Annotated in this window: 23 protein-coding genes; 12 read left to right on the top strand and 11 right to left on the bottom strand. The window is 36.4% G+C overall.

Annotated elements, in window-relative coordinates:
- Nucleotides 1-157 precede the first annotated feature (157 nt).
- The 6 genes from JJN12_RS12275 to JJN12_RS12250 form a co-directional block, all read right to left on the bottom strand.
- On the bottom strand, nt 158-4,969 hold the full coding sequence (locus JJN12_RS12275) for a S8 family serine peptidase (RefSeq protein WP_208429961.1): 4,812 nt from the start codon (nt 4,967-4,969) through the stop codon (nt 158-160).
- Nucleotides 4,970-5,110: 141 nt separating this feature from the next.
- Entirely contained in the window at nt 5,111-6,463 is a 1,353-nt protein-coding gene (locus tag JJN12_RS12270) for a sensor histidine kinase (RefSeq protein ID WP_208429960.1), read from the bottom strand.
- Nucleotides 6,442-7,110, bottom strand: coding sequence for a response regulator transcription factor (locus tag JJN12_RS12265; protein WP_208429959.1), 669 nt, complete (start codon nt 7,108-7,110; stop codon nt 6,442-6,444). Before JJN12_RS12265 ends, JJN12_RS12270 begins: the two co-directional genes overlap by 22 nt.
- Nucleotide 7,111: 1 nt before the next feature.
- Nucleotides 7,112-7,843, bottom strand: a complete 732-nt coding sequence (locus JJN12_RS12260; RefSeq protein WP_208429958.1) for an ABC-2 family transporter permease — start codon at nt 7,841-7,843, stop codon at nt 7,112-7,114.
- Nucleotides 7,836-8,594: an ABC transporter permease gene (locus JJN12_RS12255; protein ID WP_236013786.1), complete on the bottom strand. Its 759-nt coding sequence runs from the start codon at nt 8,592-8,594 to the stop codon at nt 7,836-7,838. Before JJN12_RS12255 ends, JJN12_RS12260 begins: the two co-directional genes overlap by 8 nt.
- Entirely contained in the window at nt 8,584-9,291 is a 708-nt protein-coding gene (locus JJN12_RS12250) for a lantibiotic protection ABC transporter ATP-binding subunit (RefSeq protein ID WP_208429957.1), read from the bottom strand. Before JJN12_RS12250 ends, JJN12_RS12255 begins: the two co-directional genes overlap by 11 nt.
- Nucleotides 9,292-9,488: 197 nt before the next feature.
- Between JJN12_RS12250 and JJN12_RS12245 the strand changes: the two genes are divergently transcribed.
- From JJN12_RS12245 to JJN12_RS12205, 9 genes are all read left to right on the top strand, one after another.
- Nucleotides 9,489-10,028, top strand: a complete 540-nt coding sequence (locus JJN12_RS12245; RefSeq protein WP_208429956.1) for a prolyl-tRNA synthetase associated domain-containing protein — start codon at nt 9,489-9,491, stop codon at nt 10,026-10,028.
- Nucleotides 10,029-10,084: 56 nt separating this feature from the next.
- Entirely contained in the window at nt 10,085-10,894 is an 810-nt protein-coding gene (locus tag JJN12_RS12240) for a hypothetical protein (RefSeq protein WP_208429955.1), read from the top strand.
- 52 nt (nt 10,895-10,946) lie between these two features.
- A complete protein-coding gene (locus tag JJN12_RS12235) occupies nt 10,947-11,636 on the top strand; it encodes a YjjG family noncanonical pyrimidine nucleotidase (RefSeq protein WP_208429954.1) in 690 nt (229 codons plus the stop codon).
- Nucleotides 11,637-11,647: 11 nt separating this feature from the next.
- Nucleotides 11,648-12,094, top strand: a complete 447-nt coding sequence (locus tag JJN12_RS12230) for a hypothetical protein (protein ID WP_208429953.1) — start codon at nt 11,648-11,650, stop codon at nt 12,092-12,094.
- On the top strand, nt 12,087-12,506 hold the full coding sequence (locus JJN12_RS12225) for a hypothetical protein (RefSeq protein WP_208429952.1): 420 nt from the start codon (nt 12,087-12,089) through the stop codon (nt 12,504-12,506). The genes JJN12_RS12230 and JJN12_RS12225 overlap by 8 nt, the downstream gene beginning before the upstream one ends.
- Before the next feature lie 4 nt (nt 12,507-12,510).
- The gene (locus JJN12_RS12220) at nt 12,511-12,825 is read left to right on the top strand and encodes a hypothetical protein (RefSeq protein WP_208429951.1); all 315 of its coding nucleotides are present in this window, start codon (nt 12,511-12,513) and stop codon (nt 12,823-12,825) included.
- Between the two features lie 52 nt (nt 12,826-12,877).
- On the top strand, nt 12,878-13,714 hold the full coding sequence (locus tag JJN12_RS12215) for a hypothetical protein (RefSeq protein ID WP_208429950.1): 837 nt from the start codon (nt 12,878-12,880) through the stop codon (nt 13,712-13,714).
- A 104-nt stretch (nt 13,715-13,818) separates the two neighbouring features.
- Nucleotides 13,819-16,848, top strand: a complete 3,030-nt coding sequence (locus JJN12_RS12210) for a metallophosphoesterase (RefSeq protein WP_208429949.1) — start codon at nt 13,819-13,821, stop codon at nt 16,846-16,848.
- A gap of 114 nt (nt 16,849-16,962) precedes the next feature.
- The gene (locus tag JJN12_RS12205) at nt 16,963-18,021 is read left to right on the top strand and encodes a leucine-rich repeat domain-containing protein (protein ID WP_208429948.1); all 1,059 of its coding nucleotides are present in this window, start codon (nt 16,963-16,965) and stop codon (nt 18,019-18,021) included.
- A gap of 9 nt (nt 18,022-18,030) precedes the next feature.
- On the opposite strand, the gene JJN12_RS12200 is transcribed toward JJN12_RS12205, so the two are convergent.
- Nucleotides 18,031-18,516, bottom strand: a complete 486-nt coding sequence (locus JJN12_RS12200) for an imm68 putative immunity domain-containing protein (protein WP_208429947.1) — start codon at nt 18,514-18,516, stop codon at nt 18,031-18,033.
- A 298-nt stretch (nt 18,517-18,814) separates the two neighbouring features.
- On the opposite strand from JJN12_RS12200, the gene JJN12_RS12190 reads away from it, so the two are divergent.
- On the top strand, nt 18,815-19,828 hold the full coding sequence (locus tag JJN12_RS12190) for a hypothetical protein (RefSeq protein ID WP_208429946.1): 1,014 nt from the start codon (nt 18,815-18,817) through the stop codon (nt 19,826-19,828).
- A gap of 149 nt (nt 19,829-19,977) precedes the next feature.
- Here the strand turns inward: JJN12_RS12190 and JJN12_RS12185 are convergent, their stop codons facing one another.
- Together JJN12_RS12185 and JJN12_RS12180 are read right to left on the bottom strand one after the other, a co-directional pair.
- Nucleotides 19,978-20,319, bottom strand: coding sequence for a hypothetical protein (locus JJN12_RS12185; RefSeq protein WP_208429945.1), 342 nt, complete (start codon nt 20,317-20,319; stop codon nt 19,978-19,980).
- 55 nt (nt 20,320-20,374) lie between these two features.
- Nucleotides 20,375-20,596 (bottom strand): helix-turn-helix domain-containing protein, encoded by a 222-nt coding sequence (locus tag JJN12_RS12180; RefSeq protein ID WP_208429944.1) that lies wholly within the window; start codon nt 20,594-20,596, stop codon nt 20,375-20,377.
- A gap of 298 nt (nt 20,597-20,894) precedes the next feature.
- Between JJN12_RS12180 and JJN12_RS12175 the strand changes: the two genes are divergently transcribed.
- Together JJN12_RS12175 and JJN12_RS12170 are read left to right on the top strand one after the other, a co-directional pair.
- Entirely contained in the window at nt 20,895-21,758 is an 864-nt protein-coding gene (locus JJN12_RS12175; protein WP_208429943.1) for a PQQ-binding-like beta-propeller repeat protein, read from the top strand.
- 14 nt (nt 21,759-21,772) lie between these two features.
- Nucleotides 21,773-22,207 carry an NTF2 fold immunity protein gene (locus tag JJN12_RS12170; protein ID WP_208429942.1) on the top strand — a complete coding sequence of 145 codons (435 nt, stop codon included), beginning with the start codon at nt 21,773-21,775 and terminating at the stop codon, nt 22,205-22,207.
- A gap of 276 nt (nt 22,208-22,483) precedes the next feature.
- Here JJN12_RS12170 and JJN12_RS12165 read toward each other — a convergent pair whose 3' ends face one another.
- On the bottom strand, nt 22,484-23,128 hold the full coding sequence (locus tag JJN12_RS12165; RefSeq protein WP_208429941.1) for a hypothetical protein: 645 nt from the start codon (nt 23,126-23,128) through the stop codon (nt 22,484-22,486).
- A gap of 65 nt (nt 23,129-23,193) precedes the next feature.
- Nucleotides 23,194-23,610: a hypothetical protein gene (locus JJN12_RS12160; RefSeq protein ID WP_208429940.1), complete on the bottom strand. Its 417-nt coding sequence runs from the start codon at nt 23,608-23,610 to the stop codon at nt 23,194-23,196.
- Nucleotides 23,611-23,613: the final 3 nt, after the last annotated feature.

Here is a 23,613-nt window from a genome sequence, read left to right as displayed (position 1 = left end):
TGCTGTAAAGGCAGATAGTATCACTAAAAAATTATCATTAAGAAGTTTTCAATGAAAAAAACAGGGGCTAGACGATTGACCGTTAGCCCCTGTTCTTCTGCTTGGCAGTTAATTTCACATATTCTGCATGAAAATACGCTTAGTGAAATTAGGAACATTATTTTTTTATCTTCACGATTTTTGTATAACTTCCCTTATACCTGCCCTTTCCGAGTATAATGATTTTTATCTTTTCCTTCATCTTCCTAAAGAATACCTCGTAGTCTCTACCTTCTTTAAGTCCTTTGATACTGATTTTAATATGTTCAGTATCTTTAGTAACCTTAAATGAACCAAGATTAATCTTAAGCTTCTTATATGCCTTCTTTATTAAGGTTTTAATGTCCTTCTTCTTTGCCTTTTTGTCAAGGGCATTAAGCTTCTTTTCGATATTTTCAAGGACTTTTAGCTTCTTTTCAATTTTTTCAAGAACTTTAAGCCTCTTATCGAAAGAACCAAGAGGAGTAGACTTTTCATCAATTATGGAAATCTGCTTTTCAAGTTTATCCTCCATTTCCTTTAATTTGTTTACAGCTTTATCGTCTTTATTTTCTCCTGCCGTCTCCCCGCTAGGAGCTACACTCACAGGTGGAATGTAAGAGGAACCAGGGTTGTAAGAAGGTGCGGGTGGAGTTGAAGGTGTGACAGGTGGGGTTTCAGGCTGTTTAGCAGATGAGACCTTCTCGGTTTCTATCCTCACCATATACATACCAAGTTCGCCTGCTTCATACCAGGCACCATTTATTAGCTTAAATATCTTACCTTCTCCCCTTGTACTTTCATCAACAGCAATTCTTGGAACTGTCTCACCTTCGCCAACCTGAGTGTAGGCTACATAGATATCGCCCTTTACAAATAAATCAGGGATGTCTATGTCGGTAAAATTGTTGTCAGCCGCTACAGTGGTCGTAACAGGTCCAAGAAGAATGTTTCCGGGATAGCCGTCTTTTTCATTTTCTCCGTAAATGCTGTAGGTAAATGGCTTTCCGACTATGCTTTCGCTAGTTGCCTTTTTTAGTCCTATGCGAAGCTTTTTAAGGAGGACTTCTTCGTCAAAATGATATTTTACAGCAACGCTTGCACCGTTCTTTAGAGGTGCAAGAATCCTAGCATTTGCAAAGTCTCCGCCATCATTTGCTATCTCTTTCTTCTCACCGTCTGTAGCAAGCTTTGTAAGTACGATGGTAGGAAGAGAGGTATTGTCCTTTATGGTTATCGTCTGCTCGTAGGTCTTATAGTCTGCTGCAAGGACGATGACTTTATACTCTCCCTCAGGGATATTTGTAAGTATCACAGTTGATTTGGAGGAAGAGATGTACTTAGGAATATTACTTCCCTTTTCATAAATCTTCACATCACTTTTTACGCTGTTACCGTTTGTATCCTTGATATCAAAGGATAAGCCATAGGTCTCAAGCGAAGTCATAAGGATGTCCTGCTTAAGCACCTCTCCCTCTTTAAGAGTAATCTTAACAGGCTTAGACTTATAATTCTCGTTATATGCGACCACTGTGTAAGTGCCAGCAGGATGCTTTATTAAGAACTTCCCGCTTCCTGCCTCGCTTCTTACATAGGTATTGGTCTCAAGTATCTTCACGATGGCAGAAGAAGGGATGGTAGAGGTGTCAGGGGCATCTTCACCCGCCTCGTATAACTTTGTTCCAAGCAGGGTGAATTTCTCACCTGAAATATTTACCGGTGTAATAGTCTCATGATTTTTAATAGTTTCATCAGAGGCATACTCACCGCCGGCATTGTAGGCTACTTCTTCGTTTATAGCGTTTGCCGTATTAGTGGTTGTTGAAGCTTTTTCGTTTATGGCCTGTAACTCATTAGCGGTAGATGTTTCTGCCACATTAGCTGTGTTGAAAATGGCTACATCGTCTATGTACCAGCCCGGGTCTGAGGAATATTTTGCAGTAGTTAGCTTAAACTTCATTTGGAAGTTTTTGGTTAAGTACTTTGAATCAATGGCAATGCCGTCAATCACCCAGGAATACCTGCTTCTTTTATGTCCGTTTATATTGAGATTATCCATATTCTCATTCAGACTAAACACCTTGTCCCAAGTACCTTCAGCGTTCTTAAACCAGATTTCGTAGGTGTCGGAAGTATCACTGCTAAAGTTGTACCAGTTCTGATAATAAAGGTTTGCCTTTGTAAGCCCTGATAAATCAATGACAGGAGATACCAGCTCGTAGGTCTTGCCTCCAAGAGCGTTCTTATTGAGGCCCGTCATAAAGACGTTAGGACTGTTTGGATTTTTGGTCTTTGAAGAATAGGTGGTTGGACCATCAGAATAATCGTCACTGGTCTCTCCCCTTTCCCACTTTGCCTCTGAAGGCGAAGTCCAGCCCTGTTCACCGCTTTCAAAGTCATAGAACTTGAACTTATCACCCTTTGTAAATGTTACGGAAACCGCCTCGCTAAGTGCACTTTCTACACTTCCCTTAATCGATGCAACCTTATAATAGTAGCTGCCTTCCTGTGGAAGAGGGATATCCTCGATATGGGAGGCATAAGCAGAGAGCTTTTGTTCTTTTACCTTTTCATACTTGCCATCAATAGTTTTGGAGCGGTAAAGGGCATATTTTGTGATGGCAGGATCATTTATCTTTTCAAAATTAACTCTTACCTTTCCTGAGCCAACGAAGTTCTCGGCGGAAAGTCCTTTACTTGGAGGAAGAGGTGCCTTGCCTGAAAGGGCTTCAAGCTTGAAATCATCTATATAGTAGCCTGCAGCCTTTCTTTCGCTGTAACCTGACCACCTGAGGGCAAACATCACAACGATTTTTTTACCCTTGTAAGGAGAGAGGTCGATATGGCGCTCTTCCCAGGTACGCTTGCTGTAACGGTTAATCAGCGCAGGCTCCTTAGGGTATGAAATTTTGTCTACTGATGAATCATTTTCGTTTATCTCCCCAATCCAAACCTCAGCTGTATCTTCAAAGCCTCCCATATAGTTGTCAAGCTCTGACCAGTCCTTAAAGCTTAGCTCTACATCATCTCTTACATCGCTTAGGTCGATAGGAGGGCTGATAAGTAAAGAGTTAATAAGACCGTCATATTTGCCTTTAAGCCTTGTGCCGACTACATTTTTGCCGCTTGGCGCTGATGTTGGTCCATAGGTTGGCACTCCAACCTCCCACATAGGTGTCTTTCCACCAAAGACAAAGCCGTCTGCACCATTCTCAAAATCATTGAAATATCCCGGCTTTATGCCTGTTTCAACAGTAGCTGAGATGGTATCGGTCTTATATTTATTACCGGAGTAGTCGACAGCCTCAATGTAGTAGCTTGCATTTCCCACAGGTAAATCAGAAGGATGGATGGTAACGGTATAGGTTCCACTCTTTTTATTACCTGAGTAGAGTTCAAAGCTTTTTGATGTAAATGTCTCAGTTACGCCTGATTTGTAGTAAAGAGTCACGCTTTTAACGCCTACATTGTCTGAAACCTTAGCCTCAAACTCGTAGTCATAGGCGTTGTACAGCTTCTTAGGTGTTGTCGCTTCGATAGCAGGAAGGATGTTGTCTGTTCCCGGAATAAGAGTTTGTCCCGTAAATGCAGCAAACTTATCTACATCCTTTCCAAGAGCTGCTTCCACCGCCTTGTACACATTTAACTTACCGTAGCCATAGCCCATATTTGGCGAACTTATGTAATGGTCGTCAGTTAGCGGAGTAGCGGTTGATTTAAGGATGTCCTCAACCTTATCCACACTAAGATTCTTGTTTGCCTCCAAGATAAGGGCAACTGCTCCTGTAACGTGTGGCGCAGCCATAGAGGTTCCTGTTTTAAGCACATAACCACCCTTGTAGTCAGCAGATAAGATATTTACTCCGGGAGCGGATATCTCAGGCTTAAATTTAGCGGTTAACTTGGAAGGACCTCTAAGAGAGAACTTGGCCAGCTTATCCTCTTTTGTTAAGGCACCTACTGAAAATGAATCTTCAAGGGAGGCAGGACTTCCTATAGAGCCCTCACCGCCTGCATTGTACTCTCCTGTATTGCCTGAGGAGAAGATAGGGACTATACCAGCGGCCTTCCATTTTTTAACAATGTCATCATAAAAGCTGTCATCCCTGTTACCGCCCCAGGAGTTGTTGACAACCTGTGGTTTTTTCTCAAGTATCCACTGTCCTGCGGCAAGAAGTCCTTCATCACTGGCTTCGCCTGACTTGTTAAATACTCTGGCTACGATGAGCTTTGCATCCCTTGCAATACCTATGGTGCGGCCAAGGATGGTTCCTGCTACATGGGTACCATGCCCGGTTTCATCTATTGGCTCTGTATTGGAAGGCTCAACGAAATCCTTGAAGCCTCCCGGAAGTAGGGCATCCTGAAGTTCCGGGTGATTTGCATTGACACCGGAATCAATAATACCGACTACAATATTCTTGCCGGTCTTTGTCACGCGGTCTGCCTGAATGGATTCAAGATTCCAAGGAACATAAGAAGTGGCTTCAGATAGGCTGCTTTTTCTTTTTACAATTTCTTCTTTATCAGAAATGATGGTATGATTTAAGCGAATGCTTTCTACATCACTCCTACGGGCGATTTTCTCTATGAGTTCTGCCCTTCCTTTGATGTAGATACTGTTTATAATGAAGAATGAATTGTACTCGGATATGTCTCCGTCTTTTACTTTTCGTTCAACAAATGAAATAAGGCTTTCCTGGCTTTTTTCACTTGTATCCCTTAGGGTATCCACGACATCTTCGGGCTTTACTTTAGTTAAGTCTGCCTCTGCCTTCAAGGTGACTATGAATTCGACCTCTTTAGATGCCGGGACTTTTTGCAGTGATTTTTCTATCTTATCCAAATAAGAGGAATCTGTTTTTGCAAATAGATTCATAGGAAAGATAGAAATCACCAAGAATAATACAAGAAATATTGATAGTGCTTTGGTAGATTTTCTGACTTTCATTTTACTGTCTTCCTTTCTCTTTGTTAAAAATGCAAATTTTAGTTTAACAAGTAGACTGAATAAATGCAATATAACAGTTAGTAAAATCTAACTTATTGATAAAAAAAGTCAATATGACTAAAGGTGGCCCTCTTCTTCCTGTTAACTTAGATTTTTCCTAAAAACCATTTTTACCTCGGCGCCGCTTTTTGTATCTGAATAATTCTTTAAGTACAAATCTCCATCATTTGCAGTAACTATCCTTTTTACGATTGACAGACCGATACCGTGTTTTGAAGTCTCATCAGTCTCCTTGCTTGATATGAATTTTTCGGTAAGTACAGGGATTAGGCTCTCATCAAAGCCATTTCCTTCATCCCTTATAACTATTTCAAACTGAGTTACAGTGTCGTTAAATGCAACTGAAATATCGCTGCCCTTTGAGGAATGTTCGACAGAGTTGTTTACGATGTTTTGCAAAGCTACGGCTATTGCTTCCTTATCAAGCTTCACCTCTGAAGAGTTCCTTTGCGCTATATTCACATTAAACTCATTTGCCCTGCATATGGCTGAAATTACATCTATCCAGTAATCAATAACGCTCTCGCTTACTGTATCCTTCTTACCCTCTATTAGATATGAAAAGTTCGTTAGCTTACGAATATAGCTTTCAAGCCTTGTCATACCATTTGTAATATCTGCAAACCTCTCAGATGAAAGGTCAGGGTTTTCCTCCTGTAAAAGCTCAAAATTACCCTTTATTAGGGTGATAGGGGTGCGGATGTCATGTACAACTGAGTCTATCAGCTCTTTTTGAGCATTTTGTATATCCCACTGTCTGTTAAGTGAGACTTTCAGATTATTTGCAAGTACATCAATGGAGGTCAGCACACCGTCTATTTCCCTGTATTTAGAGGACTCCCTTGTGTAATCTAAATCCATCTTTTTAATATTCTCATTGGCAGAGGCAATCTTTTTAATTTCTCTTCTTAACAGCCTAGACAGCCTTATAATCAGCAGTACAAAGCCAACCATCCATATAAACAGGGTGATAAGGATGTAGAGGCTTTCAAAGTTGTTCACAAGCTTGTACAGGCCTTCTATTGCAAATATTGCACTGACACGGTATTTTATTACCAGAGTTTTACCGCCCTTTGTATAAGCCTTAAAATACTTGGCTCCTATTATCGTATTGGTGGCTGAGGAGCCTGTTTTTAAGGCCATTTCTACCTCTGCCTTATAATTATCTCCTATGGTATCCTGTATTACTCTGCCATTTTCCATATACAGATAATCATAATAAAACGGGATATCACTCACCTTCAGGCTGCCCCCGTTAAACTCTTTTTCGATGATGGAGGCATTTGAACTTGCATAGTTGGCAGGATAGATGATACCGTTAACTGCAAGTAAACTAAGGCCTGCAAAGAAAAGTATAATAACTCCAAAGGTATAGGCAAGCTCAAGAGCCGCATATTTCCAGACTAAATATGTTAAACTTCTTTTATTTCCCATTGATAACCCACTCCCCATATAGTTTTAATCGGATCTATGTTATATTTACCAAATTTACTTCTTATCAGCTTGACTCTCTCGGTTATGGTAGTAGAGTTGTCGCCCTCTGCATCATAACCATAAATTGTAGTATAGATTTTCTCTTTTGAAAATACAGAGTTTCTATTCTTTAAGAGGAGCTCGCAGATTTCATATTCGCTGTTTGTAAGCTCAACTACCATATCGCCGCAAAAGATTTTCTTAGAAAGCAAATCGCAGGATATAGGATAATCCACGAGCCTTGAGTGTCTTTCCCTCTTTTCACGCCTTATATGGGCGGCTATCCTTGCTCTGATTTCAGCCAGAGAAAAAGGCTTTGTAAGGTAATCATCTGCGCCCAGGGCAAGCCCCTCAAGCTTATCATTTTCAAAATCCTTTGCTGTAAGCAGGATAATGGGGGCGTCTACAAGGCTCCTGTATTTTGCAAGGAAGTCAAAGCCGCTCATTTCCTCCATCATAACATCAAGAATAATAAGGTCATACTTATCAAGCACTTCAGGCTTCACAGACTTTGCCAGAGGAGCGGTATCAACTTCATATTCCTTTTCAAAAGTCAGCTTAAGGAGCTTTAGCAAATCCTTATCATCATCAATTATCAGAAGTCTCATCTCATTCCTCCATCTTAGTAGTACCGTCCCAATTATTATACCAAAAACAAAGCAGAGGTAAAGCCACTAAGGCTATAAAAAGGGCTAAGGCAAGAAAAAGCAGTACCTCTGTCGGTGTAAATTGCCTCCTTATATACCCAAAAATCAGCTTAACAGGATAGACAAAGGGGCAAAAATACCAGATACCCGCTCCCAAGTCCGTTGTTCCAAGAAGAATGGCTGTGAGTGTAGAAATGGCTCCCACAAGTATGCTTCCGGAGTAGCTGTATTTGAGGCTAACGAACTGATAAATGGGGATAAGGCACATAAAAGTTACCGGACAAATGCTCGCACACAGGATAAAATGGATGCTAGAAACAGTTATACCCCTAAGTAATAAAAATGTCAAAAGAGGCAGGCTGGCAACTAGCTCGATTGCTACTACAAGCAGGAGGATAAAGAAAAATCTGGTAAGAAATAGCTTAATCCTGCCAATACCGCACCTTAAGTCATTGGCATAGTTTCCTGCCTTTTTGTCAATGTCATACAGCATTGGTACAAAGAAGCTGATTGAAAAGCAGGCAAGTATGGTAAATACAGCATAAAATGATGTGATTTCCTTTCCTCTTAAGAGGGCTGAGGTCTGCAGGTAGGCGGTGAAAATAAAGGAAAACAGCAGGGGGCAGAGAAATACCACCACCCTGACAGGAGTCCTTTTGGTTCTCTTAAAGTAGGAGACTAAAATATTAAGCATGGGTTTTTCTTCTTTCTTTAATTAAAATCAATATATCTGTGACCAGCCAAACAGCAACGCTGATTAATAAACCTGTGTAAACCGCTCCTATTTCCATCATAGGAGAATCCGGGTTAAGGAAGGTGCCGTTTGGATGTACTCCTATAATGGGGCTTAGTATACGAAGGTTGTAAGCCCAGGGAAAGAACTCCCAGTAGTTAGTAACTGCAATTACCGCAGATGGAAAGGTGAACAGGAAGTTGATTAAAATAACGGGAAGCCTTTTGTTAAACAGCCTGTATATAAGAAGAGATAAGGTGGCAATGGGCAGGCTTCCAACAAATAGACAAAGTGTAGCTATAATAAGCGTGTGAATGAAGATTGTTTCGCCAAGTATCATCTTCCCCACGATATATATGAGTAAAGATGAGATAAAAAGTATGGCAAAAAGCTCTGAAAAAACTACGATATTCTTAGCTATTATCATCTTGCCTATGCTTAGATTCAGGCTGTTATCCCTCCCAAGATGCTCTTGCTTTTCTTTTCCCATAATATTTACAGCTAAAAGGCTTAGGACAATAGGCAGAATCATAACAGGATACCAGTTAAATGATGTAGCTAAGATATAACTTTTTCCTTCAGGGCTTTGTCCCATAAGGCTTACCATAAGCAGGTTAAATACTACAAACACCACAGGTACAATGAATATAAGCTTGAAATTTGCCCCTCTTTTTTCCTTGATAAATTCCGCTTTAATCATATTAATCATCATTACTCACATCCTTTTTTATAATTTCCATAAATAAAGCTTCTAAGGTATTGCTGTCTGTGTGATTCTCACCCTCATAGCTTAGATGCCCTTTGTTGATTATTCCGATTCTGTCTGCTACCTGCCAGACTTCACTCAAAATATGGCTTGATAAAATGATTGTAATTCCCTGCCCGGCTAGAGATTTGATGAGTTCTCTAAGCTCCTGTATGCCAAGGGGGTCAAGTCCGTTGGTAGGCTCATCCAGGATGAGGAGGGATGGGGAGCCTATTAGTGCCATAGCGATACCAAGCCTTTGCTTCATTCCCAAAGAAAATTCCTTTGCTATTTTCTTACTGTTATTTTCTAAGCCGACCAGACTCAGAACCTCGTTAATCCTTGATTTATCGATGTTTAGCAGGGTAGTAAGAACTTCCAAATTCTCGTAAGCAGTTAAGTTTAGGTAAATTGCAGGAGTTTCGATTATTGCACCTATTTTAAGTAAGTCGTTAGTATTTAGCTCGTGTCCTTCAAAGAAAATACTGCCAGAGCTTTTAGGAATCATCCTCGTTATCAGCTTTAAGAGTGTGGACTTGCCGGCTCCGTTTGGACCAAGCAGACCGTAAACACTGCCTTTTTCCACCTGAATAGATACATTGTTAAGGGCTGTTTGATGTTTGTACTTTTTGGTAAGCCCCTTTGTTTCAAGCATTATACTCATGTTATTTCCTCCTTTTCTATGAAGGTAGTGTAAAACATAAAAATAACTAAATTATAACCGGAATAATATTTTTGAAAAAAGTGTAAAGCAGGAAATACTTGTTCCTTAGACAATTTTATCTTGTAACTTCTCCACATATCATTTAAAATATGATACAGTACTACTATAGCATTGTGGGATAATATAGGAGATGGATTATGTTTTATGTGAGTGAAGTAAAAACTGAGGCTCCAAAAGTATTTGAAAGTGAGCTTCAGCAAAAGATTTATGAGACATTTGCAGGCCTTGATATTCACTTTGAGAGGGTGGACAATGACCCTGCTATCACAATGGAGGACTGCGTTCTAATCAATGAGAGACTTGACATGAAGACAGTTAAAACCCTGTTTTTATGCAATAGGCAGAAGACTAACTTCTATCTCTTTGTAACCCTTGACGGCAAGCCTTTTGTAACTAAGGATTTTAGCTCTGCACTTGGAATATCAAGGGTTTCATTTGCATCGGAGGAGCTGCTCTTTAGTATGCTTGGCACGAAGATTGGGGCTACAACGGTGCTTAGCAGTATTATTGACACAGAAAATAAGGTAAGGATTATATTTGATATAGAGATGCTTAAAAATGAGTGGTATGGCTGTACCGACGGCACTACAACAAGTTATATGAAGCTTAAAACTTCAGATGTTTTGGAGAAATACCTGCCTTTTACAAAGCATGAGATAACAGTGATTGAGGTGTAGGGGAGCTGTTATGAAGATAAAATCAGATAAGATTTCTGAGTGGACAGGAGGCTATTATGGCAATAGACGGGGTAAAGATAATTGATAGTGATGACGGTTATGATATTTACAATACAATTGTAGATAGATATAAAAATGGAGAAGATGTCGAGAAGATAATTGAAGATGTGTTAAATGATGAGAAGAATTTTTGCACAGATAGCTTTTATACAGAGATTTATTGGACAGCACTTGCTTATTCTTTGTGGAAAATAGGGCATTTACCTGAGGAGATAAAAAATAAAGCTCTTAAGATAATAGAAAAAGGCGCAGATGAATTCTGGCTTGAAATTGACAGCAAGGCAAAAAATCAAAGACAGAAGGTGCTTGATAAACTTGCTGTTCAGCTGCAAAGTGAAAATCCAAAGCCTCTTAAAGTTCCAAAGACAAAAATAAAGAGAGAGCCGTATTTTAAGGTAGGAGATGTGCTTGCAGTTAAATTTGAAAATGAATACGGAGTGATTTTTGTTTCAGATGTTGATGTGAGTCCTCGAAAGATAGAATATCACCTTGCCTGCACAAGGCTTTTGCAAAAGGATAAGCCGACTATGGAGGATTTTTTTCATAGCGAAATTGCCTGCAAGATGTGTAACACAAAATATGCACTTGATACTGACTGTTGGTTTAATCACAAGGATTTGGGGCTTTTACTTGATAAGCTTTACAAAATAGGAGAAGTTGTATTGGAGGACTATATTTTGGGTATGTTGGCACCGTCACATACCCTGGATGATATATACGAGGAAATTACGGCTGATAAAAAAATATGGCATCTTAGGTTTAAGGATACTTATTATCTTATAAAAGATATGAAAGTAAGTAGCTGAGTTACAAAGGTAAACATTTATCCTAAATACATCAATTAAATGGAGTAAGCTTATGTCAAAATATAAATATTTGCTGTGGGATATAGATGGCACCATACTTAACTTTGAGAAAGCAGAGAAGAGGGCGATAAGGACTTTGTTTGAGAAGTTTAACCTCGGTGAGTGTACGGATGAAATGCTATCCTGCTATATCCAAATAAACAAGAAATACTGGAAACTCTTAGAATGCGGCGAGATGGAAAAGGAGAGGATTCTGGTAGAGAGGTTTGTGGAATTCTTTGAAAAAGAGGGAATAAGGACTGATGCTGCCGCTGAATTTAACAAGGCATATCAGCTTGCCCTCGGAGATACTATAGCATTTAATGATGATGCCCTTGATATAATAAAGGCTCAGAAGAAGAATTATCAAATTATCATTGTGACCAATGGGACTGCCATTGCACAGAAAAAGAAGTTAGAGCGTTCAGGTCTTGATAAAATAGCTGATAATATTTTTATTTCAGAACTTGTAGGCTATGAAAAGCCTAGCATTCATTTTTTTGAGAGGGTAATAGCTAAGGCAGGAATAGATGATATAAGTCAGGCGGTTATTATAGGGGATTCGCTTACAAGTGATATACAGGGTGGTGTTAATGCAGGCATTGACACCTGTTGGTACAACCCTAAGGAAGAAATAAATGATACCAATCTTAAGCCAACTTATATAATCAAAAATTTGCACGAGCTTTGTGAGATAGTATAGGAGGAAGCAGAATGAGAGCTGAAGTATTTCCACTTGAGAAGATAAAGCTTGATGATAAAGAAATTTTACTTGGAATGAAAGCAGATAAGGTGCAGGAGCTGCTTGGGAAACCGGATAGATTTTTTGAGAATTATGGGGGAGAGTCTTACAGGCATTTTTATTTTAATAGTGAATTAGGACTCGATTTTGATAAAGATGGTAAACTGGAATTCATTGAGTTTCTTGCAGGAATTGAGGGTATTCTCAGACCGTATATCTATGGCATATCAGTTTTTGAAACAGATGCAGATGAATTGATTGAGATAATTACAGAACATGACAGGGAAGTTGATGACAGCGAGGCAGGATTTTGTTATTCTTTTCTAAATGTAAGTATAGGATTGTGGCGTGAGAATGATGAAGAAAAACATTGGAATACAATTGGTATCGGTATGAGGGACTACTATAAATATGAATAATATAATACAGAATATAACCATAGAAAATAAAAGAATCGACAAAGATAAATTCTTTATGGTGGGATATTGTCCGGAGATTGAAAAACATCTGCTCTGTGTGCATATTTCATGGGTAGCAGGCTATGACAGATATTATGTATTGGATGAGGAAGATACAGAAATATATGAAAAAGAGCCGGAAGAATTTTATAGGAAATATGAAAAAGAAATTAAAGCAGTCAGGACAAAGAAACTGATTGGCGCAGGGGCTTTGAGGGATTATAATTTTAGAAGTATTCCTGATGAAGTATTAAAAGATTTGGATAAATATCCTCCGTTTGAGGGATATTTCTATCAGGATGGAATACTTTATGCGAGGGTAAAGATTGAGGAGAGGTATGTAAGTCTTCCACCTATTTATGATGAAGAGTGAAAATATGGATAATACTGATATACTTAAATTAAAACAAAAACTTGAATCAATAGATTGGAATGCTGATTTTGAAAAGGCAGACATAGAAAATTATAAGGTTTTGGACAGCTTATGCGAATACATAGAAAAAGAGCTCAGTAATAATTCAAAATCTGAGACAATAGATGCTGCTATATTACTTCTTGCTGAAAATGTGGGTTGTGCAGAGGATTTTGAAAGATATGAAGTAAATTTTGTAAACAGGCTCGTGGATAAGGGGTTGCTTTCAAAGGAGAGAGCTAAGTTATTTTATAACAATACAAATAGGAGACAGGGGTAGAATAATATGAAGATAAACTTAGACAAGATTTCTGAGTAAATAGGAGACTATTATGGCAATAGATGGAGTAAAGATTATAGACAGTGATGACGGTTATGATATTTATAATACCATAGTAGAAAGATATAAAAATGGTGAGAATGTCGAGGAGATAATTGAAGATGTGCTAAATGACGAGAAGAATTTTTGCACAGACAGCTTTTATGCTGAGATTTATTGGACAGCCGTAGCTTATTCTTTGTGGACGATAGGACATTTACCGGAGGAAATAAAAACTAAGGCTCTTAAGATAATAGAAAAAGGAGCAGATGAGTTCTGGCTTGAAGTTGACAGCAAGGCAAAAAATCAGAGACAGAAAGTACTTGATAAACTGGCTGTTCAGTTACAAAGTGAGAACCTAAAGCCTCTTAAAGTTCCAAAGACAAAAGTAAAGAGAGAGCCGTATTTTAAGGTTGGAGATGTACTTTCGGTTAAATTCGATAATGAATATGGAGTGATTTTTGTTTCAGATGTTGATGTGAGTCCTCGAAAGATAGAATATCACCTTGCCTGTACGAGGCTATTACAAAAGGAAAAGCCAACCATGCAGGACTTTTTTAATAGTGAAATTGCCTGCAAGATGTGTAACACAAAATATGCGCTTGATACTGATTGTTGGTTTAATCACAAGGATTTGGGGCTTTTACTAGATAAGCTTTTTAAGATAGGAGAAGTCGTGCTGGAGGATTATGTCTTGGGAATTTTGGCACCTGCAGTTAGCCTTGAAGATATATATGAGGAAATTACGGAGGATAAAGAAAAAGGGAATCGTAGATTTAAGGATACTTATTGCCTGATAAAGGATATGAAATTAGGTTGCGGAGTTACAAAGGTAAGGATATTTTCTTAAATCAATATAATTAGATGGATGAATTGGTGGTAGTTTAATTTTATGTGAAATTAATATTGAATACGTTATTAATTGCTATTTAGTAGCAATAGTTGGGAGGGGCTATGTTAGATAAAGAGATTAAGAGAATAATTAGTCAACTAGAAAAAAACGAGTTAAGTATTACTGAAGTTCCTGATGAGCTAAAGTTAAATAAAGATATTCTTATTGCCGAGCGTAAACTTGGACTGAGAAGAGAAGGAAATAGAGGTTATGATGCTATTCATGGATATTTTTTTGTAGAAGTAGAGTTAGTATGTTATGATGATTTAGATGAACCAGATACATGTTCAAATACAATTACCTTTGAAACAATTGAGGAATATTTCAATTATCTCGACGGTGATATTTATGAAAGGGCATGTTATAAATTTTGTGATTTAGGTAAGTTTGGTACTTTTTTAGGTGATAACAACATAGATATAGAACGTCTAAAAAAGAGAGAAACATTTTTAAATAATACTATTGATAGTTTTGTTTTTGAGCCTTCAGAAGAAGAACTAGATGAGTATGAAGAGTGTGAGCGTAATAAAAAATTAATAAAGAATTGGATAAAAAAATTTAATATTTGTAAATTAGGGAAGGAACTATTAGACACGGAAGACAAATTTAGAAAGTCTAAATTATACTATTTTATAGATATGGATTTCTTTATTTTTTGTTATATTTTTCAAGATATAAATAGTGAAGAGAGATTTAATGCAATAATGGAATATGTGTGCACAGGAGTATCCAACCATGATATGATTGTAAGGGCATTATGCTCAATATATGGGGCTAAAAGAGTGCTTGAAAAATATGCTTATTCATATGGGACAAAGCAAACTCGAGATAAGCATAAACGCAGATTAAAGCAGTATATAAATATATTGACAATGGATAAAATACATTTTGAAGAGAGAAATTATTTTGACAATAATACACACTATTACTGCAAGGAAGTTAATGGATACGAGGATGGAAGCAAATTTCCAGCAGTTACATACCAACGATACTTTGAAACATTTGAGGAATTTATTAGCTTTAATCAAGGAAGTTTAAGGAATACAGATATTTCTGGGGCAATTAAATTGAATATAGACTTTTCAATATATGAAGCAGATGACACCACAAAATTGCCGATTTTATCATCAGATAATCTTATAAGTGAATTATCAAAGCATTATATAGATGGAGAGTTTAAAGTTTGTAAAGAATGGAAGACAGCAGAAGGCCAACAGGTAAAAATAGATACGTTTACAACACGTTACTTTTTTGATTTTGTATATTTTCTTCAAGGAGATTTATCGAATTCATTTCTCTTGTACTGTGATGGACTTGAGAATATACATGACTATGAACAGATAAATTTCGCTGGCTCAAAAATGAAAAGTAATCTTTGTGAAAAATTTGGAGTAATATACGATAAGGTTGAATTGAAAACATCGCTCATTGAATCATTTGATATAATTAAAAATAATGAAGAAGAATCTACTAATCTTTTAGCTGAAGATTGTAGTATGCATAGCTTGATGTTAGATGAAGGTGATAAAAGTAAAAATCAAAGAATAAGCTATATTACAGATATTCATTTAATGCATAGACTTCAAAATGCTAAATGTAAATCAAAAGAGGACGCACAATATGTTATTCAAAAAATCGTAGATACCATTATATCCGAGTCAGAAAGTATATTACTTATTGGGGGAGATATTTCGTCAGATTATTGGATATTTGAAGTTTTTGTTGAACTATTAAGAGAGGGAATTGATAGACGAGGACTTCGTAAAATAGATATCATCTTTACATTAGGTAATCATGAATTATGGGGATTTCCTGGTAAGAGTGTTGAAGAAATAGTTTCGATTTATAGAAAAGTTATTGAGAGCAACGGAATGCACCTACTTCATAACGAATTAATATACAAAAACTCAGAGGGAGAATTTTGTACTATTTCGTATGACAGGATAAATTCATTAACTATAGATGAATTAAAAGAAGAGCTACTAAGAACAAGACTTGTGTTTTTTGGGGGATTGGGATTTTCAGGATATAATAAAAATTTCAACGCTGAGCAAGGTATTTATCGTGATATATTGAATAGGAATGAAGAGATATCTGAGAGTATTAAATTGGAAAAGTTGTACAACAGAGTTGTTCCTGCAATGATTGATAAAAACACTATTATATTAACGCATACACCCAAAAAAGATTGGTCTTTAGATTTATCTCTTCAAGATAATTTTGTGTATATAAGTGGTCATACACATAGAAATGAGTTTTACGATGATGGAGTGTATAGGTGTTATAAAGATAATCAGATTGGCTACAGTAATAATAATCCACATTTGAAAAGCTTTTCTATAAATTGTGAGTATGATTGTTTTGAGAATTATGACGACGGAATATATGAAATAACAAGATCTCAATATCAAGATTTTTATCGTGGAAAGAATATAGAGATGAGCTTTGAACGTGAAATATATAAGTTATATATGTTAAAGAAAAATGACTACTATTGTTTCATTCACAAAGCGCAAAGTGGATCGCTTACAATACTAAATGGTGGGGTTATGAAAGGATTGAAGAGAAAAGATATAGAATATTATTATGCAAATATGGATAAAATGGTTTCTCATATTAGAGAACCTCTTGACAAGTATATGAGTGTAATGAATGTGATATCGCAAGAAGTAAGGAAAATTGGTGGTTCTGGAACGATTCATGGATGCATAGTGGATATTGATTGGGAGAATCATATTTATGTAAACCCAATTGATTTGACAATATCAGGTTACTTTGCTTGGGATATGGTAAATAAATTAGTTTATCCTAATTTACCAGCACTATTAGAAGCAAACTGTCCTAAGATATATGAGAATTATCTTAAACTGATTGGAGAAGATAAAAGTAACACGTTAGTACCAATAGAGAGAAAAGACGAAGTTGATTGTATTCCGGTTGAGTATTTGAGTACAGATATTTATGGAGCATCAAGGGAGATAAGAAAAATGCAAAGATTATATTCAAATATAATAAGCTTTTGGCATGAAATGGGGGATTTGAGAGGAGAAGAGTTAATTGATACAAAAAAAGGAAATTCAATTGATATGTAGGATTGTAGTGTGTATATTGAGATATCAATGCCTACAATAAATAAAGTAAATATTAAAGATTAAACATAAAATAAAGATATGTAAGTAAGTGGTTGACTGACAAAGGAGAATGTGATGGGAGTTTCATTTTCAGAAGATAGAATTGATTTTAGAGGAAAGCTAACAACTGGTGAAATAAAGCAAATCGTTAGAAACGGTGGTGCAGATACTTTACAGACAGACACACTTCCACTAGATATATCTACCCTGCAAAGGCTAAATGAGGAATATTTTGCTAAATATCCGCACACTGAGCTTCGTATTTACACATATGGAAGCTGTGATTTAAGCCTTCTTAAAGTTATGGATAAAGTAAGAAAATTATCTGTAGAAGCTTCCTCGGGGATATTGGGGATTGATGCAATTTATCAACTGCCTGCACTAAAGCATCTATGTGTGGAAACACCTAAGATAGAGGATAAGGATTTCCTTGTTAAAATTCCTGTTTCTTTAGAAAGCCTTGACTTGGATATTGCAGCCAAATCCTTTGATTTGAAACCTTTAACAAGGTTTACCGAATTAAAAGTCTTAGGCTTACATAAGTGTAAAAAAAATATAGAGGCAATTTCAGAGTTAAAGCAGTTACAAAGCCTGAAATTACACGGGATTACCCCGGATTCATATTCATTTGTAAATGAGCTGCCAAGGCTTAAAAATCTGGCGATTTCAGGCGGCAATACCGGGGATTTGTCTGAGCTCTATGGAAATAAGACGATTACCGGCTTATACCTGTTTCACCTGCCTAAAATGAATGACCTTGATATACTTGCAAACCTGCCTAATTTGGAAGCTGCAGAAGTGTGTCAGCTTGCAAATGTAAGTAAACTTCCTGATTTGTGCAAGTCGAAATTACAGCATTTATGTCTTGAAAATATGAAAAACCTCTTAGACTTTAAGCCATTACAATTTGCACCCGCACTAAAGACTGCCGCTGAAACAGTATGTCCTGCTGCCATTACCGCAGATACCATACTTCCTGTTATGCTAAATCTTAAGACCAAGCAATGTGCATTTTTTACAAGCAGCTCTAATAAGAACAAAGAGTTTGAGAAATTGGCTTCTAAGTATGATAAAAAATATGAGGCAAATACCCATATAGTAAGACAGATTATATTTCCTGATGGAAGGATGTAGCAGGCAAGGTTAGCTTAACAACTCTTGTCTGAGACTTCCGCAGATTTCTGCCATTTCGGACATATCCTCTTGTGGGACAAGTTCGCATAGGTCATACTCAAGCGGATTATCCGAAAAGTCGGCAAGTATACTATCCAAAAGCTTATAGTCTTCCTCTGTTGCAATAATATTTATTATACGAGAAGATGTATCAAATGGTTCTAATTCATGTAAATCGACGTTGCCACTTACTTTACATTCTAATAATATCGCCGCAAGATCAGTTATTACATCAATAGCAAAATGAAAATCAACATAAATACCCATAGAATTAGTGAATCCCAAGTGACCAACTGTTTTTCTAAAGTTGTTACCTTGTTTATGAAGTCCTGTCTTTTCCAGTATTTCAGAAAAGGATATTTCATTACTATCCTGATCTTCTAAAAAAGCAATAAGATTAAGGCTATCGTCTGTATCCCCAATGTAGTTATTCCAATATTTATTTTCAATATACATTATAACATCCTCCACAGTTTCAATCTGTTATTATTATATAATCAGAGGGCTAAACGGTCAATACAATCAAAATAGTCGACTGAGATGATAACATCGAGGTTATAATACTCAATAAACCTTTCAACCTCTCTACCACCCTCATTTTGAACTTTCGCAAATTTTGCGACAGTTGAATTATCCAATTTTTAAACACCCTTTTCTTTCATAGTATAAACGAGTAAAAATGTACACAAAACAATAAAATTATGTTATCATAAATTTGACCAGAAACTATGATAGGAGACAGGGGTAGAATAATATGAAGATAAACTTAGACAAGATTTCTGAATGGACATTACCGGGATTTAAGCTGGGAAGTCTGGCGTATCAGTACGCACCTATAAATGCCAAAAATCACTTTGCAAGAGGAAAAGATGAATTTGTTATCTGGTGCAGCAATGATGGAGGAAGCTATGGTATTCTCCTGATAAAGGGTGGACAGAGTACATTTATACCTTTTCCTTTACAAAAGGAAAAATGGAACAATCCTTTGTTGCTTGATGCAGGCTCCGACATTTTAATTGTCGGCGGAGAAGATGGAGAAGTTCTTAGATTATCTGATTCGGGAGAAATACATAAGGTAGAAAGTAAGAATAAATGTGCAGGTGAGTATATCACAGAAATTTCTACGCTTTCAGAAAAAGGAAAATTCCCGGTTATCTGCAGGGTGGGTGGAGATGTTTGTGCGGCAAACAGCTTTACATTTTTTAATTATGACAGAGAAACCAACACACTTTGCTGGGATAGTGCCTTAACTCCTGTGTTTACAGAAGAAAAAGTACGGAAGAGATTTATGGAATCCTTTGAAAAGGCAGATGGTGTTTATCATAAAATGGATTTTAACTACTCTTATCCGCAGATAGGCAGCCTTATGATAAAGGATGAGGCGATTTATGCCTTCATAGAAGCTGATATAATTAATCCTTGCGGTCTATCTCAGTTTAAGTTTTATTGGTATGTGGAAATTACTAAAGACGGAATTTACAAAAAGAAAATCTGGGGAAATGAAAAGCTTGCAAAGCTTCCCGGTAAGCATGGCATGAGAGGGAAATTCAGTGCTGATAAAGAATATCTTATTTTATCACCTGTATTTAAGACAGACGAATGGAAGGGAAAACAAAAATTGCTTAGACTATCTGACAATGAACTTCTTGATGTTACATTTCCAAGGGGTTTTACAAAATACAGGATAATGGATGTTTTAGAAAACAGTGTATTTATCAGTGATGAGACGGAGAAGCTTGTGCTTTGTAAAATGACAGTAAAGGAGTAAACAGGAGGTTGAATATTAGAGATTATATTTCCTGATGGAAGGATGTAGCAGGCAAGGTTAGCTTAACAACTCTTGCCTGTGGTTTTCGCAAATTTTGCGATAGCCACTTGATTATCCAATACCTATTTCAATGCATTATTGATATATTTTTAAAGAATCGACTTAATCCAATCGTACACTTGCTTGGCAAATTTCGACTCATCAATTTCTCCAGGAAGTACTAATGTTATACGGCTTACGGTTAATGAATAACCACTATTAAAAATCAGTAAAAATGGGCCTTCCCCGGACGCTTTATCAATATAAAAACCCTTTTCATCCATTAGCTGAAACATCTCTTCATTTCGGGAAATAAAAATATCCGTTGTTTCATCTTCATTATCAATAACAATGTATGGATTATTCCAGAACGGAATATTTTCTTTAATTTTTTTGGTAAAAGCATCCTGGCTTTTATTCGTATATAAGATATAATCAACACCAGTAATCATAAATTCACCTACTTATACTAAAATTTATTGAAACCTGCCATCCCAGAATATGTCACTATCTTATGTTTTTCTCAACACCCTTTTCTTTCATCAACTCCTGCATACGGATATAATATTCCAAAAATCTAAATACATACGGTGGTGCATTTCTATGTCCTAACTCCCATTCTGTCACCGTTCTGTAAGGAATATCAAATTGTTCGCAAAACTCTTTTCTATTAAGCCCTGTAGATTCCCGCAGTTCTCTCATCCTATTCTGAAATGTCTTTTCTTCCATAGCAGCCTCCTTACTCATTGAGTAAATTATATCACATTTCGTAATTAAATAAAAGGGTTTATTAAAAGTTTTTCGGAAAGCACTGGAATTTCGCCTTCTATGTTATAACCAGTCGTAGGGTTAACGGACATTATAAAGCTTATCCTTGGAGTAGTTAGTTATTTTGGGTGGTTAAATGATGAGGGAGGAGTTTGTAAATACCGTTTTGTGCATATAAATAGTGACTTTAGTTAAGATTAGTGTTATAATTATGGAAACACACAGTAATGCCTGTACTATTAAATGAAAGGACAGTAAGATGGTAAGAGCTTATCCGCTTATACTTGAAGGTGTTCATTTTAGACACCATGGCATAATAGGTATTTATCAAATAAAAGAAAAGATTGCAGTCCTACACGATGCATTTGGCTCAGCGCCGGAGGAACAGCCGGCTGATGATAAAAGAAAGCCAAACTATATTATGTTGGATATGTTTTCAAAGGATTTTAAGGAACATAGTAAAGCTCATTTATGTTATTATCAGGAGAAATTCTTTTCTGCCTCAGACGCTCTGCTGTATGAAGATGGCGGAAGATTTATATTAAATACAAAAAAGTACAAGGGATATATAGCTACAATAGAAAAGCTTATTGAAGTTTCGGATACAGCCTTGGTTGAAATAGGACAGTCACCGGAGCCGGTAAAGGAAATATATAATGATAGTAAAAATTATAGATTCGGAGACTTGGAAGTGTATATGCATTCTCCATTTATTATGGCTTGTAGAGATATTCACTCAGGAGAGATTGTCTGGAAAACAAAAACAGGCGGATATTTATATACGGAAGTAAAGGAAGAAAACGGTATTATTTATTTTGGCACTGATGGCAATGGCGGCAAGTTCTTCGCTCTTAATTTGCAAGATGGCAGTATAAAGTATCGTTATAACACAAGGGGAACTTCAAACTTTATATTTTATAAAGACTATGTATTACTATCGAATGAAAAGAATAAACCGATTTTAATAAACCGAAATGATGGCTCGTTATTTAAGGAGATAGAGTTTGAAAAATATATAATAACCGCATATCAGCAAATGATTATTGTAAATGATAATCTGTATGCTATTGCATCTAAAAAGGATACTGTTTATGCGGTATGTACCGGATTGGCTGAAATGTAAATAAGGAGAAGCAGATGGACGAGAAAGAATTAAAACAATATTTATCGGCATTAGTGCTGGAATTTGCGACAAAAATGAATGAAATAGAAACTTATATTTATCTAAAGTCAGAAGAAGACGAAGATGATGAGAAAGACTGGTTTGAAGAATTTAACAAGCGGTATCAACCTGTTTTTGAGGCTTATTGTACGGATAAAAAGCGTGTGTATGGTGGAAATCCCCGCAGTTTTGGCTGCCCTCCGGAATATTCAGGGATTGAATCTGCATACGAAACAAAAGTTGAGTTTAAAAATGAGCGTAAAGCAGAAGTTATCTTTAAGACAGAAACTAAAGAATTTGGTGATACAGGCTATTTATTTGTTGCTGTCAAAAAGAAAACCGGCTGGAAAATTGACAGTTATAAAAGATGGAGTAACTGGAAGAAAAAGTGGGTAAATGGGATTTTGTAGATGCAGGAATCCCCCCACTTCATCAATTTGCTGAAACATCTCTTCATTTTGAACTGTCGCAAATTTTGCGACAACCACATGATTATCCAATTCCTCCCGCAATGCATTGTTGATATGCTTGCCAATAGTCTTTATTCTCAAAGCCCTTTTCTTTCATCAACTCCTGCATGCGGATATTAGGGTGTTAGATGATGAGGAGTATCGGAATAAAATCCATTTTATTCCTCACAAAATCAAATTCATATTATTTCACATATTCGCTCTAATGTTTTAGGGTTATGTGCTTGTGTCCTCTGTTAACTTGTTGTAGTATTTTTCTAACTGTTTAACATTTGCGGCTCTTTTCAGGGAATCAGCGTCATTTTTGTCTGTATAAGCTAGCCATTTCCTATATAATGGATGTAATATCTGCTGTCCTTCTTGTGTTAAATCATTATTTGTATACGATAGCTTTATGATTCTTCCCTCAGAATCAAGAGGGTTCACCTTTAGCAGCTTATTTTCGTAAGCAAAGCGCAGAAAAGTAATGTGTTCCTGATACAGTTTATATATTCTATCAGGATAGCCCCTAAAGCTTTGAAATAAAAATCCTATATCGATTACGATTTCTTTGGCAAAATATAACTCATGATAAACATAGTTTATGATGTCTTGTAGTTTCTCTTTATCTTCGATATCCTTTATTTCAATAAAGCTAAGATATGCCCAAGAAAATAAATTAACTGTCTCAAAATCGGGAATCATTTCTTCTACATTTTCAAAGGTAGGAGCGTAAAGTACATAGAGCTTTTCCTGATATATTACTCCAACTCTTTTTCCTGAAACAAGAACTACATACTCTTCAAAGAGAGGTTCCAGTGAAAAGTTTATTATTTCTTTACATTGCTTTTCAAGGTACTTAGCAAATTTTTTTGTAGTCATTTGTTGCCTCCTTTTATGTGGTTTATCTCAATCTATTTGACTGTTAATATGTAAAAATACAAATTCTAATTTATATGATATACCATATCACCGTTATTCCAAATATACATAATTCCTGACACAGGCTTTTTTCCTTCTTCCCAAATCCATCCTGTATAAGTTGTACAATATCCAAAGTATCCTTCTGTCAAAATTTCAAACTCTACGTTTGAATACTTTTTTATGTAATCTTGTAAACTAACGGCTTTTCCCGAAAAATCACCTTCATAAACTGTTCTATTAAATATCATAACACTACATTCATCTAAATCACAGCCATAAAATAAAACTTCTCCTGAATATATTTTTTCTTCGTCTTCTGTATATTGAAATATTTTATTAAGGTGCAAAGTTAAAACATTATCCTTAAATGTGATTTTCTCTATCTTGCTGTCATGTAAGCCAAACAAAATATTGCTATTTCTATCTTGTATATAGTCCATTGT

It is taken from the genome of Catonella massiliensis (assembly GCF_016651435.1).
Lineage (GTDB): Bacteria > Bacillota > Clostridia > Lachnospirales > Lachnospiraceae > Catonella > Catonella massiliensis.
The sequence above is the reverse complement of the archived record's forward strand: the minus strand, read 5'-3'. Positions and strand labels throughout refer to the sequence as shown.